Here is a 20500-nt window from a genome sequence, read left to right as displayed (position 1 = left end):
ACACCGAACCGGACCGTTCGGTTCGGAAACTAATGATACTATAAGTTTCTAGTTTTTTAAACCCCTTTTATAAATTATTAATAAAATAAAAATGGTAAACAACAAATATATTTATACCTCAGTTGCTTATTTACAAGCAAATTTCAGTACTCATTAATTTTAGACAATTAGCTTTTTATAGAATGAAGTGATAAGGCTTTTAACTGCAAGGACTGCGGGAGATATCCTAATATACGAAGTGAAAGTGGGAGTAGTTCAGACACTTTAGCTAAACATATTAATAAAAATTATATATAATAATCATATGTCTATACGTTAAAATTAACTATATATTTTTACACCTCTACGATTTTAGGTAAAATTAGTTGTATAATATGACTGAATTAAACAATTGGTCATCCTGTTTTGGCAGAAAATTCACTTAATTTATATAGATAATACAATGTGATTAACTTCTTTTCAAACTGTATTGTTTGAGGTTTCCATAAGATAGGGATTGATAAGAAATTTCTGTTCCAAACTTATTTATACTTACAAAAAAATTAAGAAAATAGAGGGTAAACATTACCTAGAATATTAGGATCGTTTTCATTAGGAGGATTACAAAGCATGACTAAAGTTGATAAGGTAAAAGAAAAAATTATTGAAACATCTTTATATTTATTTAATACTAATGGGATAACTCGCACATCCATCCAGGATATAATGACAGCTACTGAGTTACCTAAAGGATCTATTTATCGTAGATTTAAAAGTAAAGAAGAAATTGTCCTTGCTGCCTACGACAAAAGTGGTGAGATTATGTGGAGTCATTTTCATAAAGCAATGGAAAATAAAAAGAATGCAATTGATAAAATTCTTGCAATATTCCTTGTATATCAAGATGCAGCTAATAACCCTCCTATTGCTGGAGGCTGTCCATTACTTAATAGCGCAATCGAAAGTACTGGAGTATTTCCAGAATTACAAAAAGCAGCAGCAAAAGGTTATGATGATACAGTAATGTTAATGGCTTCTCTCATAAAAGAAGGAATAGAGAAACAAGAACTTAAAGAAGATATAGAGGTTATATCACTCGCTTCCTTTCTTGCATCTTCAATGGAGGGGGCTATTATGGCAAGTCGAGTATCTAACGATAATATACACCATCATTATTTTATTGAACAAATAAAACATCATCTTTTCTCCTATTCTAAATAAGTGAGAACTTGCAGTGTTTCCATCCGATTTTTATAAACTTAAATTGAATACATACCCCTTATGAACAGTATCTTTTGTTTATGAGGGGTATTTGAATAGCTTTTTAGACGATATTCATGTTTCTTATTGAACGGCTTTGTTATCGTTACTACAGAAAAAGCAATAAAGAATTACATATAAACCGATTTATATGTTTTAAGTGTTTCTATATTCAGTTTGTAAATCTACACAATAAGTTTTCATTATATATATTAAGTGTAGTAGAAGTTCAGTTAGAAAAAATTCGGTAGTCGAATTTTTTTGCATAAAGCTGTATAATGCTTGTAACGAAAGGGAAATACAGGAAGGGATTTGTAATGAGTTACTATGGAAAAAGATAAACAACAATTAAGCGTTGAAGTTGCAAGATTATATTATCAATCAGATTATAGTCAGCAAGAAATTGCTAACAAATTAAATATTTCAAGACCGACGATTTCTAGATTGTTAAAGTACGCGAAAGAAAAAGGGTTTGTTCAAATTAGCATCGCTGATCCATTTGCGGATTTAGATAACGTTGGGAATTTACTGAAAGAAAAGTACAACTTGTTAGAGGCACATGTTGTATTTTCTCCAGTGCCGGAATATGCAACGATTACAGAGTATATTAGTAAATATGCTGCTGAGTATATGGAAAAGACGGTTAAAAACGGTGATATTGTTGGTGTGAGCTGGGGAATGACTATGTATGAAATCGCTAGAAAAATCGTACCGCAACATGTAAAAGGGGTAGAGGTTGTCCAGCTAAAAGGTGGTATTAGTCATTCAAGTGTAAATACATATGCGAATGAAACAATAGCTTTATTTGCAGATGCTTTTCAAACGACGCCAAGAAATCTACCTCTTCCAGTTATATTTGATAATGCAGTGACAAAAGAATTAGTAGAGCAGGATCGACATATTCATCACATTATCGAAATGGGGAAGCAAGCGAATATTGCAATTTTTACTGTAGGAACAGTGCGAGACGAAGCGCTATTATTCCGATTAGGTTATTTCGATAAGGAGGAAACAAGTTTACTCAAAAAACAATCGGTCGGTGACATTTGTTCACGTTTCTTTGATGGAGACGGAAATATTAGTAGCGAAGAAATCAATAAGCGTACCATTGGAATTGAGTTAGAGGAACTGAAATTAAAGAAACGCTCTATTTTAGTTGCAGGTGGTAATAGAAAAATAAAAGCAATTGATGGTGCGTTACGTGGCGGGTATGCAAATGTATTAATTATCGATCAGCATACAGCAAAAGAATTGTTGCATTATCAAAAAGATTAGAAATAAAAGGCGTTCTCAAAATGTTAATTTTGAGAATGCCTTTTATTTTGTTATGTATGAATGATAGGTGTTTTTTTGAACACAAATTGCCTCTTTAAAAATAATTCTGGATATAGAGATACATACTACCATTGTTAATATAAAAGTTTTGATTTTAAATGAGAAGTGTTTCTTAGTTAGAATGAGCTTTACTTACTACAAGAAAATTCCTTTTAAAAAAGAATGAACAAAATTTCAAAAGTATATTTACATTTGTTCAACTAAGAGTTAGAATGAAGTTGTTAAAAGATATGAGGAGTGAAGATAATGAACATTGCAAAGTTAATTGACCATACAATTTTAAAAGCTAATACTACTAAAGAAGATGTTATGAAAGTAATCGAAGAAGCAAAGGAATATAAATTCGCTTCTGTTTGTATTAACCCAACATGGGTAAAATTAGCGGCTGATGAACTAGCTGGACATGATGTAGACGTTTGTACTGTAATCGGTTTCCCATTAGGAGCAAGCACGACTGAAACAAAAGCATTTGAAACAAAAGATGCTATCGCAAAAGGTGCAACTGAAGTTGATATGGTAATCAACGTAGGTGCTTTAAAAGATGGCGACAACGAACTTGTTGAAAAAGATATTTATGAAGTAGTACAAGCAGCAAAAGGAAAAGCTCTTGTAAAAGTAATCATTGAAACTTGCCTATTAACAGATGAAGAAAAAGTACGCGCTTGTGAATTATCAGTAAAAGCTGGTGCTGATTTCGTAAAAACTTCAACTGGATTCTCAACTGGCGGAGCAACTGCTGAAGATATCGCATTAATGCGTAAAACAGTAGGACCAAACGTTGGTGTAAAAGCATCTGGCGGTGTTCGTACACGTGAAGATGCAGACAAAATGGTAGCTGCTGGAGCTTCTCGCGTTGGAGCAAGTGCTAGTGTTGCAATCGTATTAAATGATGCAAAAGGTGCTACAGATAACTACTAATCGATAAAAGGTTAAAGCAATAGATATACGTTTAAAGTATATCTATTGCTTTAACAATTGAAAAAAATGTAAGCGGATACGAATGGGAGGAAACGGCTTATGAAATACTTAATCGGTGTTTTTGGCCTCGTATTGATTTTAGGTATCGCTTGGCTTGCTAGTAATGATAGAAAGAAAGTCAAATATCGTCCAATCATAACGATGGTTATATTACAATTCATTTTGGGGTTTCTATTATTAAATACAAGTATAGGGAATATATTAATTAGCGGAATAGCAGATGGTTTTGGAGAGCTATTAAAATATGCCGCTGACGGTGTGAATTTCGTATTTGGTGGATTAGTAAATCAAAAAGAGTTTTCGTTCTTTTTAAGTGTATTAATGCCAATCGTATTTATATCAGCCTTAATCGGTATTTTGCAACATATTAAAGTATTACCTATTATTGTGAAATCTATCGGTCTAGCATTAAGTAAAGTAAATGGAATGGGGAAACTAGAATCATATAACGCTGTTGCTTCTGCGATTTTAGGACAATCTGAAGTGTTTATTTCAGTTAAGAAACAACTAGGGTTATTGCCAGAAAAAAGAATGTATACATTATGTGCATCAGCAATGTCTACCGTTTCTATGTCTATCGTTGGATCATATATGGTTTTATTAAAACCACAATATGTTGTAACCGCTTTAGTACTTAACTTATTCGGTGGCTTCATCATTGCTTCTATCATTAACCCGTATGAGGTTACTGAGGAAGAAGATATGTTAGAAGTACAAGAAGAAGAGAAGAAGACCTTCTTTGAAGTATTAGGTGAATACATTATTGATGGATTTAAAGTTGCGATTACAGTAGCAGCTATGTTAATTGGTTTCGTAGCTCTTATCGCATTCATTAATGCAGTATTTAAAGGTGTAATCGGTATTTCATTCCAAGAAATTCTTGGTTATGTATTTGCACCATTTGCATTTATTATGGGTGTACCTTGGCATGAAGCAGTTAATGCCGGAAATATTATGGCAACAAAATTAGTATCAAATGAATTTGTCGCTATGACAGATTTAGCACAAGGAAACTTTAATTTCTCAGATAGAACGACAGCGATTATCTCTGTATTCTTAGTTTCATTTGCAAACTTCTCTTCAATTGGGATTATTGCAGGAGCAGTTAAGAGCTTAAATGAAAAGCAAGGGAATGTAGTCGCAAGATTTGGTTTGAAATTACTATTCGGTGCAACGTTAGTAAGTTTCTTATCAGCAACAATCGTTGGCTTATTATTTTAATAGATTTATATAATATAAAAAGGAATGGTGATTGTGATGAGAATGGTAGATATTATTGCAAAAAAGCGTGACGGCAAAGAATTAACGACTGAAGAAATCAAATTCTTTATTAATGGATATACAGACGGAAGTATTCCTGATTATCAAGTGAGTGCGCTTGCAATGGCAATCTTCTTTAAAGATATGACAGATCGCGAACGTGCAGATTTAACGATGGCGATGGTTGAGTCTGGAGAAACGATCGACTTATCAGCAATTGAAGGAATTAAAGTAGACAAACATTCAACTGGCGGTGTTGGTGATACAACAACTTTAGTATTAGGACCATTAGTTGCTGCTTTAGATGTACCAGTAGCAAAAATGTCTGGTCGTGGTTTAGGACATACTGGCGGAACAATTGATAAATTAGAAGCAGTAGAAGGATTCCACGTTGAAATTACGAAAGAACAATTCATCGATATTGTAAACCGTGACAAAGTAGCTGTTATTGGACAAACAGGAAACTTAACACCTGCAGATAAAAAGATTTATGCATTACGTGACGTAACAGGAACTGTTAACTCAATTCCTTTAATCGCAAGTTCAATTATGAGTAAAAAAATTGCAGCTGGTGCTGATGCAATCGTACTTGATGTAAAAACAGGTGCTGGTGCATTTATGAAAACAGAAGAAGATGCAAAAGAATTAGCACATGCAATGGTACGTATCGGAAATAATGTAGGACGTCAAACAATGGCAGTTATTTCAGATATGTCACAACCTCTTGGATTTGCGATTGGTAATGCTCTAGAAGTGAAAGAAGCGATTGATACGTTAAAAGGTGAAGGTCCAGAAGATTTAACAGAATTAGTACTTGTATTAGGAAGTCAAATGGTCGTACTTGCGAAAAAAGCAAATACGTTAGAAGAAGCTCGTGAAATGCTAATTGAAGTGATGAAAAACGGAAAAGCAACTGCGAAATTTAAAGAGTTCTTAAGCAATCAAGGCGGAGATAGCTCAATTGTAGACAATCCAGAAAAAATGCCACAAGCTAAGTATGTAATTGATGTACCTGCAAAAACTTCAGGTGTTATTTCTAACATTGTTGCAGATGAGATTGGTATTGCAGCTATGTTACTTGGTGCAGGTCGTGCAACGAAGGAAGATGAAATCGATTTAGCAGTAGGATTAATGTTACGTAAAAAAGTTGGCGATGCAGTAAAAGAAGGCGAGCCATTCGTAACAATCTACGCAAATCGTGAAAATGTAGAAGATGTAAAAGCAAAAATTTATGAGAACATCTCTATCGCTGAAACAGCAGTGGCTCCTAAATTAGTTCATACAGTTATTACTGACTAATCATCATTTCATTTACTTTGAGGGGGAAATAATATGGATAAGAAAAAATATATTGAAGAAGCAAACAAGATGTTATCGAAAGCGTATATTCCGTATTCTAAATTTCCTGTTGGCGCAGCGTTAGTTACGAAAGAAGGGAAAATCTATACTGGTTGTAATATAGAAAATGCTTCTTACGGTTTATGTAACTGTGCAGAAAGAACAGCAATATTTAAAGCAGTATCAGAAGGTGAGCGCGATTTTAGTTACTTAGTTATTACAGGAGAAACTGATGGCCCGATTTCACCATGTGGTGCGTATAGACAAGTAATTGCTGAATTCTGTGATCCGAAAATGCCTGTATTATTAACGAATGTAAAAGGTGATGAAAAAGAAGTGACTGTTGAGCAATTACTTCCAGGTGCTTTCACAATTGACGATTTAAAATAAGTTAAAAAGCCATTCTGCAATTATTAATTGCAGAATGGCTTTTTTGTTCATATTCCGTTCATAAACTTTGCGTAAAATGATTGCAGTGAATATGGAAAGTTTACAGCAGGAGGAATATAATGAAGAAATTCTATAATATGGCATGTAGTTACTTATTGGTTTATGATTCTGCTAAAAAAGTCATTTAAATAGATAGGAGTGGAAAGTATGATAGCACTTTTATCAAGTATCGTAGCAGTTTGTATGGCTGTTGGGTAATGTTTCTACGTTTTAAAGCAGCGAAAAAGCCGGTAACGAAAAAGAAAATTATATTGCCAACAATTTTTATGAGTACAGGCGCGATGATGTACTTTTTACCTGACTTTCGATTAACATCGTTAGAAATAGTCGAGGCAATTAGTATAGGGCTTATTTTCTCTATTTTTCTTATTAAAACAACTAAGTTCGAAATAAAAGGCGAACATATATTTATGAAACCTTCAAAAGCATTCATATTCATTTTAGTAGGCTTATTAGCTGTACGCGTGGCATTAAAGTCATATTTAAGCCAATCAATTGATTTGGCAGAGTTAAGCGTAATGTTTTTCTTACTTGCATTTGCGATGATTGTGTCGTGGAGAATTGCGATGTATCGCTCGTTTACTAAATTAGAAAAGACAATAAACAGAGCTGGAATTTCTATATAGGAAATCCAGCTCTGTTTATGTTTTATTGAAATTCTTTAGCGCGGAACTCATTTGCTTAATTTTAAACGTATTTGAGCATCTTGTAATGCAACTGGTGTAACGTTAAGACCATTAGGATCAACAATTTTTGTATTTAATAAAATGGAATCTAGGCTTCCACGAAATGTTTCTGTATAGTTTTGGCGCAACATTTGTTGTTCTTGTTTTTCATCAACTGTTAATCCAGATGTTCTTTCTTTTTTTGATAATTCATTAATACGGAATAAAATGTTTTGCATTTTGTTCACCTCTTATTTTAAAAAAATTAGTTGCTTACTAATTTATAGTTATTGTAACTTGTTTAGTTGTTTGTGTCAATACTATCTAAAATTAAGTTAAAAATTGACGAAAAATTATAACAATAATAGAATGAATTGTATTGATGATTAGTTTCACAACCATACATAGAACACTAGGAGGATTATTATGAAATCAACATTTTTTGCTCAAAATAGAGAACGATTAGCAAACACATTACCAGAGGGATCTATTACGATTTTATTTGCGGGACAAGCACCGCATATGTCAGCTGATGCACATTATAAATTTGTACCGAATCGTAATTTTTACTACTTAACGGGAATCGATGAACCAAATGTTATTTTTATGCTGAAAAAGGTTGGAAGTAGTGTTGAAGAAACACTTTTCATTGAAAAGTCAGATCCAGTAATGGAAAAATGGGTCGGTAAAACAGTTTCTAACGAAGAAGCAGAGAAAATTTCAGGTATAAAGAAAGTTGTATATTTAGATAGCTTTGAAAAGACAATGTCAAATATACTTTTTACAGAAAATGCAAAGCATCTATATTTAGATATAGAACGTCGTGATTGGAATGGTACGGAGACAAAAACATTAGCATTTGCTAAACATGTAAGAGAAAAATACCCACACGTAACAATTGGTAATGTATATCCGAACATTTGTGAATTACGAGTATTTAAAACAGAGGAAGAAATTGAAATTATTAAAGAAGCGATTGCTATAACGAAAGACGGTATTTACAACGTACTTAAGCATGCAAAAGCAGGCATGATGGAGTATGAATTAGAAGCACAATTTGATTTTACACTGAAGTCATCTGGCATTAAGTACCATGCGTTCAATACAATTTTGGCGAGTGGGAAAAATGCTACAGTTCTTCATTATGAAGATAATGATGCACAAATTCAAAATGGTGACTTAGTATTACTAGATTTAGGTGCTCAAAAAGACTACTATAACGCTGATATTAGTTATACATTCCCGGCAAATGGAACATTCTCTAGTCGCCAAAAACAAATTTATAATATTGTATTAAAAGCATTAAAAGAAACAACAGAGATTATTAAGCCAGGATTAAAGTTCGCTGCATTAAATGAGCATACAAAAAAGGTACTGGCAGAAGAGTGTAAAGCAATTGGTTTAATTCAAGAAGATGAAGAGTTATCAAAATACTATTATCATGGTGTCAGCCATTTCCTTGGTTTAGATACACATGATGTAGGAACATATAAAGATAGAGTGTTAGAAGAAGGTATGGTTATAACAATTGAACCTGGTCTTTATATTGAAGGAGAATCAATTGGAATTCGTATTGAAGATGACATTCTTATAACGAAAGACGGGTATGAAAACTTGTCAAAAGATATCATTAGGGAAGTTGAAGAAATTGAAGAATTTATGAGTGTAAATAATGAACATGTAAAAGGAAACCAAGCTGTAGTTAAATAATAAAAGAGTCATCACTAATTTATTTGAACTTTATCTCGAATCGTGGACAATTAAAAAATCCATGATTCGGGATAGGGTTCTTTTCTTCGAAATACTAATCTTTAATTATTAATCCTAATAAAGTAGCAAACTGAACAGCTTGATATGTCGATACTTTACATCCTCTTAAATCGTTCACTGAAACTGTAAGTGTATCAAAGGTAGAGGAACTAATATCTATCCCCTTCAGTGATGTCTGATCAAAATTAGCTTCATTAAGACTACATAATTGGAATTCAACTTTTTTAAGTTTACAGTCAAAAAAATCTGCATTATTTAATGAAGTTTCATTGAAGATGATTTTTTCTAGTTTAGAATTTCCAAATGCCGCTAAATTCAAAATTGAATTCTCAAATTTAACATTTCCTAAGCTAGATTCTGTGAAATTTACTCCGATTAATTTACTGTTTTTAAATTCGACTCTGTGAACAGAAGAATTGCTTAAATTAACATTTGATAAATCACAGTTTTCAAAACAAACATCTGTAATATCAATATTGCTAAAGTCTGTATTAGTAAACTTACAGTTTTTTATCACCGCATCATATAACCGCACTCTATCTACAGATTCATTTTCGAAAGTGGAGTCTATAATTTCACACACTTCCAATGTTGGATCTTCTTCATAAAAAATATCTTGAAAATTCTTTGAAGATAACTCTGGTGAAATTTTTGGTCTATCAATTTTCATCGTATATCAATCCTCTTCTATTTGATATATTTGTGTAATTTGAGTCTATTGTCTTCTTGTAAGGAACATTAGTTCTTATTATACAAAAATGTAAGTTCTTTTGTGAAGAGCATTTTAGCTACATTTTTCTTATTTAATAATAGTAGTGTTATTGTTTCTTAAGAAATAACGTCAAAACAAATACGAGAACGGCTAGTATAGTCGCTACAAGGAAAGTATTTTGTCTTTCTAAAATATTCGCTTCCTGTAAAGTCTCCGCTTTTAGTAATTTTCCAATTAAGTTACGTAAAATCTAATTACATCTCCTTATTTTCTTGAAAATCAACTTCTATAATGATTTTGAAAAATAAGAAGGAGGGATTTTCCATGAAGCGATTTGTATTAACAGCTGTTACGGTCTCTGTAATATTTTTAATTGCTGCATGTTCTTTGGCCACAAATACAACAAATGATCATAAAAATATGAAAGATAAAAAAACACTACAGACTGAAACAGCTACAAAACCATTGAAAGTTGAAAAAGGACCAGAAGTTACTTTAATAGCGAAAGAAGAAAAGCAAAAGTTAAGTAACGGTGTTATTGTTCCAGTCTGGACATTTAATGGCTCATCTCCTGGTCCAGAAATTCGGGTGAAAAAAGGTGAAAAGGTGAAAGTGACATTAAAAAATGAATTATCTGCACCAGTATCTATTCATTGGCATGGATATCCTGTCCCAAATAACATGGATGGAATTCCAGGCGTGACACAAGATGCAGTTGAACCAGGAAAAAGTTTCACTTACGAATTTGAAGCGAACGTACCAGGAACGTACTGGTATCACTCGCATCAAGATTCTGTAAATCAATTAGATAGAGGTTTGTATGGAGCGCTCATTGTAGAAGATACAAAGGAAAAATATGATAAAGATTACACATTAATGTTGGATGAATGGGTTACAGATAAAGAAGAAATGAATAAGCAGTTAAAAGAAATGACAAAAGGGCAAATAGGTAATAAATCTAAAGGTAATGAAAATGGGGAAAAGAATGATGATAAGAACGGCATGGATCATTCCGGTATGGACATGGACAGTGATCAAAAAGATTCTGGCAATATGACAATGGACCATGGAAATATGAAGATGGAAGGTCATGATATGAGTATGTATGATTTATTCACAATCAATGGAAAAAGCGGTGATTTAGTAGTGCCATTGAAAGTGAATAAGGGAGATAAAGTTCGTCTTCGACTCGTTAATGCTGGTTATCTATTACATGATATACATGTTCACGGTCATGATATAAAAGTAATTGCGACAGATGGTCAACCAATAAACGATCCAAAAGTTATAAAGGATAAAGTAATTTCAATCGCACCGGGTGAACGTTATGATATTGAATTTACTGCTAATAATACTGGGAAATGGTATGTTGAAGACCATTCGAAAAATAAAGATGCAAAAGGAATGAAAGCTATTATTGAATATGATGGCAGCAAAGAGATGAAAGATAAAGCAAACGAAAAAGAAAAATTACCTAAAGTAGATATAATGAAATATGGTACTAAAAAATTAGGAAGTTTCACGTTAAATCAAGAGTATACTGCCACATATAATATGGACTTAAATACGCAAATGAATGGAAATGAAATGGTATATACAATTAACGGAAAGGTATTTCCGGATATTGACCCAATTCAAGTGAAAAAGGGTGATTTAGTAAAAGTGAAGTTGGTAAATCGTTCTAAAATGGATGATCACCCAATGCATTTACATGGTCATTTCTTCCAGGTGTTGAGTAAAGATGGAAAACCGATAGAAGGTTCTCCGATTGTTAAAGACACATTGAATTTGAAGCCAGGAGAAGAATATGAAGTAGCCTTTGTAGCAGACAATCCTGGTGAGTGGATGTTCCACTGTCACGACCTACATCATGCTTCAGCAGGGATGGTAACGGAAGTGAATTATACAGATTATAAATCTGGCTATGTTCCAAATCAAAACATTCCTAATAAGCCAGAATAATAGGAAGCAGTTATCCTATGGATAGCTGCTTATTCATTTTTGTTGCAAGTACTAATGTATATGTTGATTATGCCCAGGTGAAGGTGAGGGAGTATGATCTGGAAATGTCACGAATACGGCAACGATAATTATTACACTAATTGAAAGGAATAACAAAAAACGCCGTTGGATAAAAGTAGACAAGTTCTCTGATAACAATTGAATTATACATGACATAGTAATCGTTATAGTAAGTAAGAGACTAATGAACAGTATACTATGAGCTTGTTGAGCATTTAACATTTCTGTAATCATTGCTCCCATCATACTTGCCATTAATCCAGAGAACATTCCTTCTAAAGCAGTATATAGGTGAAAACGTAGACCCACTAAAAAACCGATAAAACCACTAATTAAAATAGCAAGTAAAGTAGAATATAGTAATTCCCCCTTAAAGAGAATGCCTAAATAAAAACCAATACTTAAACCGATACTCATACTAAAAGACATAATAAATACCATATACTCCATTAGGGTACCCTTACGTTTAGAAATATTGGATGCAATAAGAATTGAGATACAGCAAAGTGTTAGGGCAGTTAACGTATAAGCAAACATTATGATACCTCCTTGTCCTATCGTTCATTTCATCATATGTGTACTTATGATAATTTATATCTGCATATTATCTGCACAATTTCATAGATGTAGGCAAAGGAACGCTTGATTTTTTAGGGCGTCTTTTTTAATTGTAAGAATGTGAAAGAAATTGTTATATTATGAGTTTCTATTGTGAAGCCATAAAGAATAAGCGTATAATATTATAGGTCTCCCATTTGCGAGACAAACAAACCGCGAATGATAAATAAGATTGTTGTTTTATCATCGCTTCTAAACATATAGACAATGAAAGTAACACTGGAATACAGATAGGGAGTTATAAAATGAAATTAATTATTGCCGAGAAACCAGATCAAGGTTTGGCTCTTGTTTCACAATTTAAATATCGCCGGAAAGATGGGTATTTAGAAGTAGAAGCGAATGAGTTATTTCCAAATGGAGCGTACTGTACATGGGCAATTGGTCATTTGACGCAGTTATGTAATCCAGAGCATTATCACGCAGAGTGGAAAAAATGGTCACTTAATACATTACCGATGATTCCAGAGCGTTTTCAATTTGAAGTAACAAAGTCAAAGTATAAGCAATTTAACGTTGTGAAACAGCTGTTACATAATCCACAGGTAACAGAAATTATTCACGCAGGCGATGCTGGGCGTGAAGGGGAACTAATCGTACGAAATATTATTAATCTTTGTAACGTGCAAAAGCCGATGAAGCGTCTATGGATTTCGTCTTTAACGAAGCAAGCTATTTATCAAGGGTTTAAAAATTTACTTGACGAATCAGATACAATTAATACGTATTACGAAGCATACACAAGATCTTGTGCTGACTGGGTTGTTGGTATGAATGCATCACGTGTGTTTAGTATTTTGCTAAAGAAAAAAGGAATGAATGATGTATTTTCTGCTGGTCGTGTCCAAACACCAACGTTAGCATTGATTGTAAAGCGTGAGAAAGAAATTGAAAACTTTAAGTCAGAGCCTTTCTGGGAAGTGTTTGCAACCTTTAATATAGAAGGAAAGAAATATGACGGGAAATGGGAGAAGGATAATGAATCCCGCTTAAAAGACCCTGATATGGCGAATAAAATTGCGGCATTTTGCCAAGGGAAACCGGCTGTTGTGAAGGAAATGAAAACGGAGCGTAAAGAGTTTCAGCCGCCGCTTTTATTCAACTTATCATCACTGCAAGCAACGGCAAATAAAGCCTTTAAGTTTTCACCGAAAAAGACGCTTGATATAACGCAAGCACTCTATCAAAAAGGGATTGTTTCTTATCCACGTTCAGATTCTAACTATGTTACTCAAGGAGAAGCAGCGACTTTCCCTGATATTTTACAGAAGTTAAGTCAGTTTGATGAATATAAAGGTTTATTACCGGCTCCGGTTGAATCCATTATGAACAATAAGCGTTATGTAAATGAAAAGAAAGTAACAGATCACTACGCGATTATTCCGACAGAGCAAGTTACAAACCCAAGCAGACTATCAGGTGATGAAAAGAAAATATACGATATGATCGTAAGAAGGCTTATTGCAGCTCATTATGAAGTTGCAATCTTTGACTATACTACAATCATTACGCTTGTAGATGAACGCGCTGAATTCATTTCAAAAGGAAAACAGCAAATTCAAGAAGGTTGGCGTAAAGTTATTTTCCAAGACGATAAAGATGACGAAACCATTCTTCCAATTGTAGCTGAAGGTGAAGAAGGAAAAGTTGTAAAGGTGAAAGTGAAAGAAGGAAAAACACAGCCACCGAAGCGTTATACAGAAGGACAACTTATTACGTTAATGAAAACAGCCGGTAAGTATTTAGAGAATGAAGAGCTAGAGAAGGTATTGAAGAAAACAGAAGGTTTAGGTACGGAAGCGACCCGCGCGGGTATTATTACGATGCTGAAAGACCGTAAATATATAGATGTAAAGAAAAACCAAGTGTATGCGACTGATAAAGGAAAAGTATTAATTACCGCAATTGGTGACAAAATACTAGCTTCACCGGAAATGACTGCGAAATGGGAACAACGTCTTGCGGAAATTGGTGAAGGTACAGCTTCACCAGCTACATTTATGGAACAGACGAAAAAGCTATCAGCTAAAATTATTGAAGACGCAGTGGAAATGTCTGAGAAGTGGGATTTCACGGGACTACATGTTGAATCGATTGAACGAAAAGGATCGAAATTTACAACGGGTAAAAAGGTTGGTAGCTGTAAAAAATGTGATGGCGATGTAATTGATAAGTCAACGTTTTACGGTTGTTCTAACTATAATACAACGCAATGTGATTTCACCATTTCAAAGAAGATATTAAGTAAAACAATTTCGCAAAAGAATATGACAAAGCTCTTAAAAGGTGAAAAGACTGATTTAATTAAAGGCTTTAAAAAGGGCGAGAAAACGTTTGATGCGAAATTAGAGTGGAAAGATAATAAGATTAATTTTGTATTTGAGAATTAATTTGTTAAAAGAGCATGACATAAAACTGTCATGCTCTTTTGTTTTTTCTTTTATATAAAATTTAACGATAAAAAAAATCCTTTAAATAATAATTTTTTATTGTAAAACGATAAATTTTGTATTAAAATCAAAATCATAATAAATGAGTGAGGTGCTTTTGTTAAAAGGTAACAACCTTATTTTTAAAATTAGAGGAGGTATAACTATGAACATTAACAATTTGATTGTTAAACATATGGATAACCCCCATGAGTTGGAGAAGATGTATAGAAAAGATCCGAAAGCTTTTAAAAAAGCATTCTCACAAGCATGGGACCAAAACCCTGATTCTCAAATTCTAGGTGCTTGGTATGAAAGGTTGCATTTCAAGGAGAAGGTAAATAAAGAAAAAACATCTTTGTTTCAAAAAGGTTTCTTATTCATGGGCCTTTTAGCTATTCTGGCCGGCATAAGCACTAGAATCATTTTCCACTTTGTTGAGCAGGAAGCAATTGCTCCAATTAATTTGGCTTTTGGTGTAATTCCCTTTATTGCTGCTTATTTTGTTTACAATAATAAGCCGAAAAAAAGTATTATTTATTCCCTTATAGCGTTATTCCTAGTTTCCGGGGTGTATCTTAATACGTTGCCAATAAATTATAAAGACAGTACCATACTTGCGTATTTACATCTTCCTATATTTTTATGGGTCTTAGTAGGGCTTGCGTTTACAGGAAATGAATATTCAAAAGGCGGTACAAGATTAGCCTATATTAAATTTAATTTAGAATATTGTCTTCTCTACGGGAGCATGGCAGTGAGCGGAATGATACTAGCAATATTCACCATGCGTTTATTTAGCTTTGTTGACTTAGATATAGGAGAATTCTATTTTAGTAATGTTGTTTTATTTGGAGCAGCGGCTCTCGCTATTGTGGCTGCATACTTAGTATCAATGAATCTTAAGCTTGCTAAAAATATTACACCATACATATCTAAAATTTTTAGTCCTCTCGTCCTGATCACGTTGCTTATCTATCTTATAACGGTAATTTGGGTCGGGAAAAATCCGTTCTTGGATCGCAATTTCCTAATGGCTTTCAACGGAATACTCCTTGGTGTATTGGCTGTTACCATATTTTCTATCGTTGAAAGTGACTCGGACGAGAAAAAGAACATTTCAGATTATATAAATTTTTCCTTAATTGTTCTGGCACTTATTATTGACACTGTTGCATTGTCAGCCATCGTATTTAGACTTTCATCTTACGGGATTACACCTAATAGACTAGCTGTTTTAGGTGTAAACATATTGATCTGGGCAAATCTAATTTGGATTATGTTTTCCTATATGCGTTTCTTGCAAAACAAATCAGGACCGACAGCTATCCAAGATGCCATTACGAAGTATTTGCCAATCTACGGACTTTGGGCAGCTTTCGTTATATTTACGTTTCCTATCATTTTTAATTAGAAAGGATCTGTTAATGTAACGAAAAGTTAATTCTCTATAACATATAAAATTTTTAGAGCCGATTGATTTATTATAATTGGTATTATTATGTTTGTAGTTTCGGTAATTTCATTTGTATTGATAAATAAGAAATAAGTGTTGTATGTAATCTCTCCATAATAAAAAACGTCTCAAATGGGACGTTTTTTATTATGCGTATTGCCGTTTTCTCTTAATAAGCAACAAAACTTGTGACACACAAGCTAGTACCGGTAACTCAATCAACGGTCCAATAACGAGTGCAAGTGCGATAAGAGGCTCGTCTGGAAAAGCTGTCACAGCGATAGCGAGTGCAACAGGTGAGTTTCTTGCTAACGTTGTTAAGCTTAGACTTACTGTATCTTTGTAAGATAAATGCATCATGCGTCCGATAAATTGTCCTAGTAAAAAATTAATGATGAAGAACAATAGAACAGGAACGAGTAATAATAAAACGACATTCATATTTTTCAGTAAATATTTACCTTGTGATGCAAACATCGCTACTATTGCTAAACTTAAAAATACAATTTGAGCAGAGCTAAAAAACGGAATGAGTTTATTCTCGAGAGTTTCAGCTTTTTTCATTTTATTCATAATGAATTTTGTAGCGTGTGCAAGTATAAATGGTAAGACGATTACGATAACAATACTTTCTACTAAAACAGAAACCGCTACAGTTTTCATGACACCAGCAAATAAAAATAAATAAATTGGAAGGAGTAGTACTTGCAAAATTAAATTTACAGGTAAAATTGCAGTAGAAAGTGCTACATTTCCTTTCGCTATTTCAGTAAAGATTAAGTACCAATCTGTGCATGGAGTAACCATTAACATTATAAATCCAACCCAAAGTGCTGGATGATCTGAAAGAAATAGTGCTCCTAATCCCCAAGCGAGTAAAGGGGTCCATAAGAAGTTAATAGTAAGACTTGTTCCAGCAAATTTTAAATTGCGAAATCCGTTTTTTATTTCTTTTAATGGGATGCTGAGGAATAATCCATATAGCATGAAGAATAAGAAGGGAACAATAAACTTGTCTGAATACGTATGTATCATATTAAATTGTCCGAGTACGATGCCGCATGTAACAGCAAAAAGAATAATAAAAGTTTGAATCTTTTCTATAGTGCTCATGAATAAATCCTTTCTATCTATGAATTTTCCTCTCTAAGTTTATTATACAAGTAATAAAGATGTATTTGGTGTTCAATTGTATTTCACTTAATGTTTTTAAGTTGAGATTTTATTTTTTTATTAAAAGCTGCTTGACTAAAGTTAGTAACTATATTAAAATCACTTACATAAGGTAATTAAATAACAAAAAGTACAATAGTGTAACTTAAGGTATCTATTGGAACTTTTTCTTAGAATAAGAATTTTTATGATGATGAATAATGAATATGAAAAGAAAGATTAGGTGAAGAAAATGGGACTATTTAGCTCATTATTTGGTAAAAAAGAAGAAAATAAGAATGTAGAGGGGAATAAAAAAATGTCAAAAGTATTATTTGTAAAAGCAAACGATCGTCCAGCGGAGCAAGCAGTTAGTTCAAAAATGTATGAAACATTTGTAAGTACTTATAAAGAAGCAAATCCAAATACAGAAATTACGGAATTAGATTTATTTGCATTAGATCTTCCTTATTACGGAAATATCGCGATTTCAGGTGGATATAAACGTAGCCAAGGTATGGAGTTAACAGCTGAAGAGGAGAAGGCAGTTGCTACAGTAGATCAATATTTAAATCAGTTTTTAGAAGCTGATAAGGTTGTATTTGCATTCCCATTATGGAACTTTACAGTACCAGCACCATTAATCACATATATTTCATACTTATCTCAAGCTGGAAAAACGTTTAAATATACAGCAAATGGCCCAGAAGGTTTAGTTGGTGGTAAGAAAGTAGTTGTGTTAGGTGCTCGTGGTTCAGATTACTCTTCAGAACAAATGGCTCCTATGGAAATGGCAGTTAATTACGTAACAACTGTACTTGGATTCTGGGGAATTACAAATCCAGAGACAGTTGTAATTGAAGGACACAATCAATATCCAGATCGTTCACAACAAATTGTTGAAGAGGGTCTAGAAAACGTTAAAAAAGTAGCAGCAAAATTTTAATTCATGATAGTAAATGGAAAAACCAACATGGATGACTATGTTGGTTTTTTAGTCTGTTTTTCATGTTAAAAAATGTATATTTATAAAATAAAAGAAAAGTTCGAAAATAGTATTGCAAAATATTATATAGCAAACTATAATGAGTTCAAGAATAGTTGATACTTAAATTAAATATTCAGAAAATTCAATTAGTTAAAATTGGAAAATGAGATAAGGAAACTTGAATGGGGGTTATATTATGGCGAATAAAGTACCGTTTTCGTTCATAGTAGTTATTGGATTAATGTTATTTGCACTATTTTTTGGAGCGGGAAATTTAATTTTCCCAGCGATGCTTGGTCAATCAGCAGGAGAGAATGTATGGATTGCTAACGCTGGATTTTTAGTAACTGGTGTTGGACTACCATTACTAGGTGTACTAGCATTTGGTTTTTCAGGTAAAGATGATTTGCAGTCATTAGCAAGTCGCGCTCACCCAGTGTTCGGGATTGTGTTTACAACAGTTTTATACTTAGCGATCGGTCCGTTATTTGCAATACCGAGAACAGGAAATGTATCTTATGAAATTGGTCTTAAGCCGTTTATGCCAGAGGGAGTAGGTTCTACACCTTTAATTCTTTTCACAATTATATTCTTTAGCATCACTTGTTTTTTTTCGCTAAATCCCGCGAAAATTGTCGATATTGTTGGAAAAATTTTAACGCCAATTAAGTTGACTTTCATCGGTATTTTAGTAATCGTTGCTTTTATACATCCGATTGGAGATATGCAAGCACCAGCGGAAGCTTATACATCACATGCATTCTTTAAAGGATTCCAAGAAGGATACTTAACGATGGATACGCTCGCATCATTCGTATTCGGGATTATCATTATCAATGCTATTAAAGAAAAAGGTGCGAAAACGAAAACACAAATTATGGTCGTTTGTGCAAAAGCGACAATTATTGCAGCATCTATTTTAGCAATTATTTATACAGCTCTTTCTTATATGGGTGCTTCAAGTGTTGCGAAGCTTGGACATTTAGAGAACGGCGGAGAAGTATTAGCGAAAGTTTCTAACTACTATTTCGGATCATATGGCGGAGTATTATTAGGATTAATGATTACAGTAGCTTGTTTAACAACTAGTGTGGGACTTGTATCAGCATGTTCTTCATTCTTCCATAAGTTATTCCCAAATGTTCCTTACAAAGCAATTGCAATTACGCTATGTGTATTTAGTGCAATTGTTGCAAACGTAGGATTAACACAATTGATCGCAGTTTCTGTTCCAGTATTAACAGCAATTTATCCACTAGCAATCGTATTGATTTTCTTAACATTCTTCCATTCATTATTTAAAGGAAGAGCTGAAGTTTATCAAGTAAGCTTAATCGTAACATTTATCATCAGCTTATTTGATGGATTAAGTGCAGCTGGAGTTAACATTGAAGTAGTAAGCCAAGTGTTCACTAAATTCCTTCCGATGCAGGAAGTAGGATTAGGCTGGATCTTCCCAGCGATTATCGGTGGATTTATCGGATATGGCATTAGCATTTTAAAAGTGAAAAATCAAGTTCAACCAGCAACTAGAGCGGATAAGAAAATAGGTTAAATAAAAAAAGTTATAGACTTGTTTCTATAGCTTTTTTTGTTACTATTAATAATGAGAAAAAATAAAGTAGTAGGGGAAATAAAATGAAAAAAACAATTGATCATATCGGAATCGCAGTTCGTGATATAGATAGTACGATACGTTTTTATGAACAGGTTCTATCAGGAGAATTAATAGATCGTTACGTAAGTGAAGCTCCTGGTGTGGAAAGCGAAGTAGCCATTCTTGAAGTGGATGGAGATAGAATTGAATTACTTGCACCGACGAATAATACGACATCTCCAATTGCCCGTTTTATTAAACAAAAAGGTAAAGGTGTTCATCACGTTGCGTATCGTGTCGATGATTTAGATGTGGCTCTAGAAGAGTTAAAAGAACAAGGTATTCGGACATTAGAGCATACACTTCGGATTAATAAGCACGGTAGAAGATTAATATATCTTAACCCAGCGGATACAGAAGGAACGATTATCGAGTATTGTGATTATCCGGAAGAGAAATAGAAGAAGGATATTTTTAAAAAGGTGTTATGT

The 20500-nt window shown here is 33.3% G+C and carries 17 protein-coding genes and 1 pseudogene; 14 read left to right on the top strand and 4 right to left on the bottom strand.

Features of this window, described 5'->3' with window-relative positions; translation table 11 throughout:
* Nucleotides 1-609 precede the first annotated feature (609 nt).
* From AC0OM3_RS15510 to AC0OM3_RS15480, 7 genes and pseudogenes are all read left to right on the top strand, one after another.
* Nucleotides 610-1200 carry a TetR/AcrR family transcriptional regulator gene (locus tag AC0OM3_RS15510; protein WP_000169645.1) on the top strand — a complete coding sequence of 197 codons (591 nt, stop codon included), beginning with the start codon at nt 610-612 and terminating at the stop codon, nt 1198-1200.
* Nucleotides 1201-1566: 366 nt separating this feature from the next.
* Nucleotides 1567-2514, top strand: coding sequence for a sugar-binding transcriptional regulator (locus AC0OM3_RS15505; RefSeq protein ID WP_000409784.1), 948 nt, complete (start codon nt 1567-1569; stop codon nt 2512-2514).
* A gap of 306 nt (nt 2515-2820) precedes the next feature.
* On the top strand, nt 2821-3492 hold the full coding sequence (deoC, locus tag AC0OM3_RS15500) for a deoxyribose-phosphate aldolase (RefSeq protein ID WP_001017441.1): 672 nt from the start codon (nt 2821-2823) through the stop codon (nt 3490-3492).
* 99 nt (nt 3493-3591) lie between these two features.
* A complete protein-coding gene (locus AC0OM3_RS15495) occupies nt 3592-4773 on the top strand; it encodes a NupC/NupG family nucleoside CNT transporter (protein ID WP_000876175.1) in 1182 nt (393 codons plus the stop codon).
* Nucleotides 4774-4809: 36 nt separating this feature from the next.
* Entirely contained in the window at nt 4810-6111 is a 1302-nt protein-coding gene (locus AC0OM3_RS15490; RefSeq protein ID WP_002093946.1) for a pyrimidine-nucleoside phosphorylase, read from the top strand.
* A gap of 33 nt (nt 6112-6144) precedes the next feature.
* Nucleotides 6145-6540, top strand: coding sequence for a cytidine deaminase (locus tag AC0OM3_RS15485; RefSeq protein ID WP_474212308.1), 396 nt, complete (start codon nt 6145-6147; stop codon nt 6538-6540).
* 207 nt (nt 6541-6747) lie between these two features.
* Nucleotides 6748-7226: pseudogene (locus tag AC0OM3_RS15480) on the top strand (CcdC family protein).
* A gap of 47 nt (nt 7227-7273) precedes the next feature.
* Here the strand turns inward: AC0OM3_RS15480 and AC0OM3_RS15475 are convergent.
* Nucleotides 7274-7504: a DUF896 domain-containing protein gene (locus AC0OM3_RS15475; RefSeq protein ID WP_001179616.1), complete on the bottom strand. Its 231-nt coding sequence runs from the start codon at nt 7502-7504 to the stop codon at nt 7274-7276.
* 187 nt (nt 7505-7691) lie between these two features.
* On the opposite strand from AC0OM3_RS15475, the gene AC0OM3_RS15470 reads away from it, so the two are divergent.
* Entirely contained in the window at nt 7692-8975 is a 1284-nt protein-coding gene (locus AC0OM3_RS15470; RefSeq protein WP_000842969.1) for an aminopeptidase P family protein, read from the top strand.
* A 94-nt stretch (nt 8976-9069) separates the two neighbouring features.
* Here the strand turns inward: AC0OM3_RS15470 and AC0OM3_RS15465 are convergent, their stop codons facing one another.
* Nucleotides 9070-9705 (bottom strand): pentapeptide repeat-containing protein, encoded by a 636-nt coding sequence (locus tag AC0OM3_RS15465; protein WP_000687272.1) that lies wholly within the window; start codon nt 9703-9705, stop codon nt 9070-9072.
* A gap of 366 nt (nt 9706-10071) precedes the next feature.
* Between AC0OM3_RS15465 and AC0OM3_RS15460 the strand changes: the two genes are divergently transcribed.
* Nucleotides 10072-11709: a multicopper oxidase family protein gene (locus AC0OM3_RS15460; protein ID WP_061884008.1), complete on the top strand. Its 1638-nt coding sequence runs from the start codon at nt 10072-10074 to the stop codon at nt 11707-11709.
* Between the two features lie 51 nt (nt 11710-11760).
* On the opposite strand, the gene AC0OM3_RS15455 is transcribed toward AC0OM3_RS15460, so the two are convergent.
* Nucleotides 11761-12306 (bottom strand): hypothetical protein, encoded by a 546-nt coding sequence (locus AC0OM3_RS15455; protein ID WP_000458516.1) that lies wholly within the window; start codon nt 12304-12306, stop codon nt 11761-11763.
* Nucleotides 12307-12632: 326 nt separating this feature from the next.
* Here AC0OM3_RS15455 and topB point away from each other — a divergent pair, with 326 nt between their 5' ends.
* Both topB and AC0OM3_RS15445 read left to right on the top strand, forming a co-directional pair.
* Nucleotides 12633-14777 carry a DNA topoisomerase III gene (topB, locus tag AC0OM3_RS15450; RefSeq protein WP_000766769.1) on the top strand — a complete coding sequence of 715 codons (2145 nt, stop codon included), beginning with the start codon at nt 12633-12635 and terminating at the stop codon, nt 14775-14777.
* Between the two features lie 205 nt (nt 14778-14982).
* Nucleotides 14983-16230, top strand: a complete 1248-nt coding sequence (locus AC0OM3_RS15445) for a DUF4153 domain-containing protein (protein ID WP_001024707.1) — start codon at nt 14983-14985, stop codon at nt 16228-16230.
* Between the two features lie 189 nt (nt 16231-16419).
* Here the strand turns inward: AC0OM3_RS15445 and AC0OM3_RS15440 are convergent, their stop codons facing one another.
* A complete protein-coding gene (locus AC0OM3_RS15440) occupies nt 16420-17385 on the bottom strand; it encodes an arsenic resistance protein (RefSeq protein ID WP_000103815.1) in 966 nt (321 codons plus the stop codon).
* 292 nt (nt 17386-17677) lie between these two features.
* Here AC0OM3_RS15440 and AC0OM3_RS15435 point away from each other — a divergent pair, with 292 nt between their 5' ends.
* The 3 genes from AC0OM3_RS15435 to AC0OM3_RS15425 all read left to right on the top strand — a co-directional run bounded on the left by AC0OM3_RS15435 (nt 17678) and on the right by AC0OM3_RS15425 (nt 20470).
* A complete protein-coding gene (locus AC0OM3_RS15435) occupies nt 17678-18370 on the top strand; it encodes an FMN-dependent NADH-azoreductase (RefSeq protein WP_000522502.1) in 693 nt (230 codons plus the stop codon).
* Between the two features lie 238 nt (nt 18371-18608).
* A complete protein-coding gene (brnQ, locus tag AC0OM3_RS15430; RefSeq protein WP_046945394.1) occupies nt 18609-19967 on the top strand; it encodes a branched-chain amino acid transport system II carrier protein in 1359 nt (452 codons plus the stop codon).
* Between the two features lie 83 nt (nt 19968-20050).
* A complete protein-coding gene (locus AC0OM3_RS15425; protein WP_000750855.1) occupies nt 20051-20470 on the top strand; it encodes a VOC family protein in 420 nt (139 codons plus the stop codon).
* Nucleotides 20471-20500 lie beyond the last annotated feature (30 nt).

Source organism: Bacillus sp. FAU20, assembly GCF_056033865.1.
The sequence above is the reverse complement of the archived record's forward strand: the minus strand, read 5'-3'. Positions and strand labels throughout refer to the sequence as shown.

What these genes read in the sequence shown, in the direction of transcription:
- AC0OM3_RS15510 (WP_000169645.1), top strand. Translation starts at nt 610, where the DNA reads ATGACTAAAGTTGATAAGGTAAAAGAAAAAATTATTGAAACATCTTTA.
- AC0OM3_RS15505 (WP_000409784.1), top strand. Translation starts at nt 1,567, where the DNA reads ATGGAAAAAGATAAACAACAATTAAGCGTTGAAGTTGCAAGATTATAT.
- deoC (WP_001017441.1), top strand. Translation starts at nt 2,821, where the DNA reads ATGAACATTGCAAAGTTAATTGACCATACAATTTTAAAAGCTAATACT.
- AC0OM3_RS15495 (WP_000876175.1), top strand. Translation starts at nt 3,592, where the DNA reads ATGAAATACTTAATCGGTGTTTTTGGCCTCGTATTGATTTTAGGTATC.
- AC0OM3_RS15490 (WP_002093946.1), top strand. Translation starts at nt 4,810, where the DNA reads ATGAGAATGGTAGATATTATTGCAAAAAAGCGTGACGGCAAAGAATTA.
- AC0OM3_RS15485 (WP_474212308.1), top strand. Translation starts at nt 6,145, where the DNA reads ATGGATAAGAAAAAATATATTGAAGAAGCAAACAAGATGTTATCGAAA.
- AC0OM3_RS15475 (WP_001179616.1), bottom strand. Translation starts at nt 7,504, where the DNA reads ATGCAAAACATTTTATTCCGTATTAATGAATTATCAAAAAAAGAAAGA.
- AC0OM3_RS15470 (WP_000842969.1), top strand. Translation starts at nt 7,692, where the DNA reads ATGAAATCAACATTTTTTGCTCAAAATAGAGAACGATTAGCAAACACA.
- AC0OM3_RS15465 (WP_000687272.1), bottom strand. Translation starts at nt 9,705, where the DNA reads ATGAAAATTGATAGACCAAAAATTTCACCAGAGTTATCTTCAAAGAAT.
- AC0OM3_RS15460 (WP_061884008.1), top strand. Translation starts at nt 10,072, where the DNA reads ATGAAGCGATTTGTATTAACAGCTGTTACGGTCTCTGTAATATTTTTA.
- AC0OM3_RS15455 (WP_000458516.1), bottom strand. Translation starts at nt 12,306, where the DNA reads ATGTTTGCTTATACGTTAACTGCCCTAACACTTTGCTGTATCTCAATT.
- topB (WP_000766769.1), top strand. Translation starts at nt 12,633, where the DNA reads ATGAAATTAATTATTGCCGAGAAACCAGATCAAGGTTTGGCTCTTGTT.
- AC0OM3_RS15445 (WP_001024707.1), top strand. Translation starts at nt 14,983, where the DNA reads ATGAACATTAACAATTTGATTGTTAAACATATGGATAACCCCCATGAG.
- AC0OM3_RS15440 (WP_000103815.1), bottom strand. Translation starts at nt 17,385, where the DNA reads ATGAGCACTATAGAAAAGATTCAAACTTTTATTATTCTTTTTGCTGTT.
- AC0OM3_RS15435 (WP_000522502.1), top strand. Translation starts at nt 17,678, where the DNA reads ATGGGACTATTTAGCTCATTATTTGGTAAAAAAGAAGAAAATAAGAAT.
- brnQ (WP_046945394.1), top strand. Translation starts at nt 18,609, where the DNA reads ATGGCGAATAAAGTACCGTTTTCGTTCATAGTAGTTATTGGATTAATG.
- AC0OM3_RS15425 (WP_000750855.1), top strand. Translation starts at nt 20,051, where the DNA reads ATGAAAAAAACAATTGATCATATCGGAATCGCAGTTCGTGATATAGAT.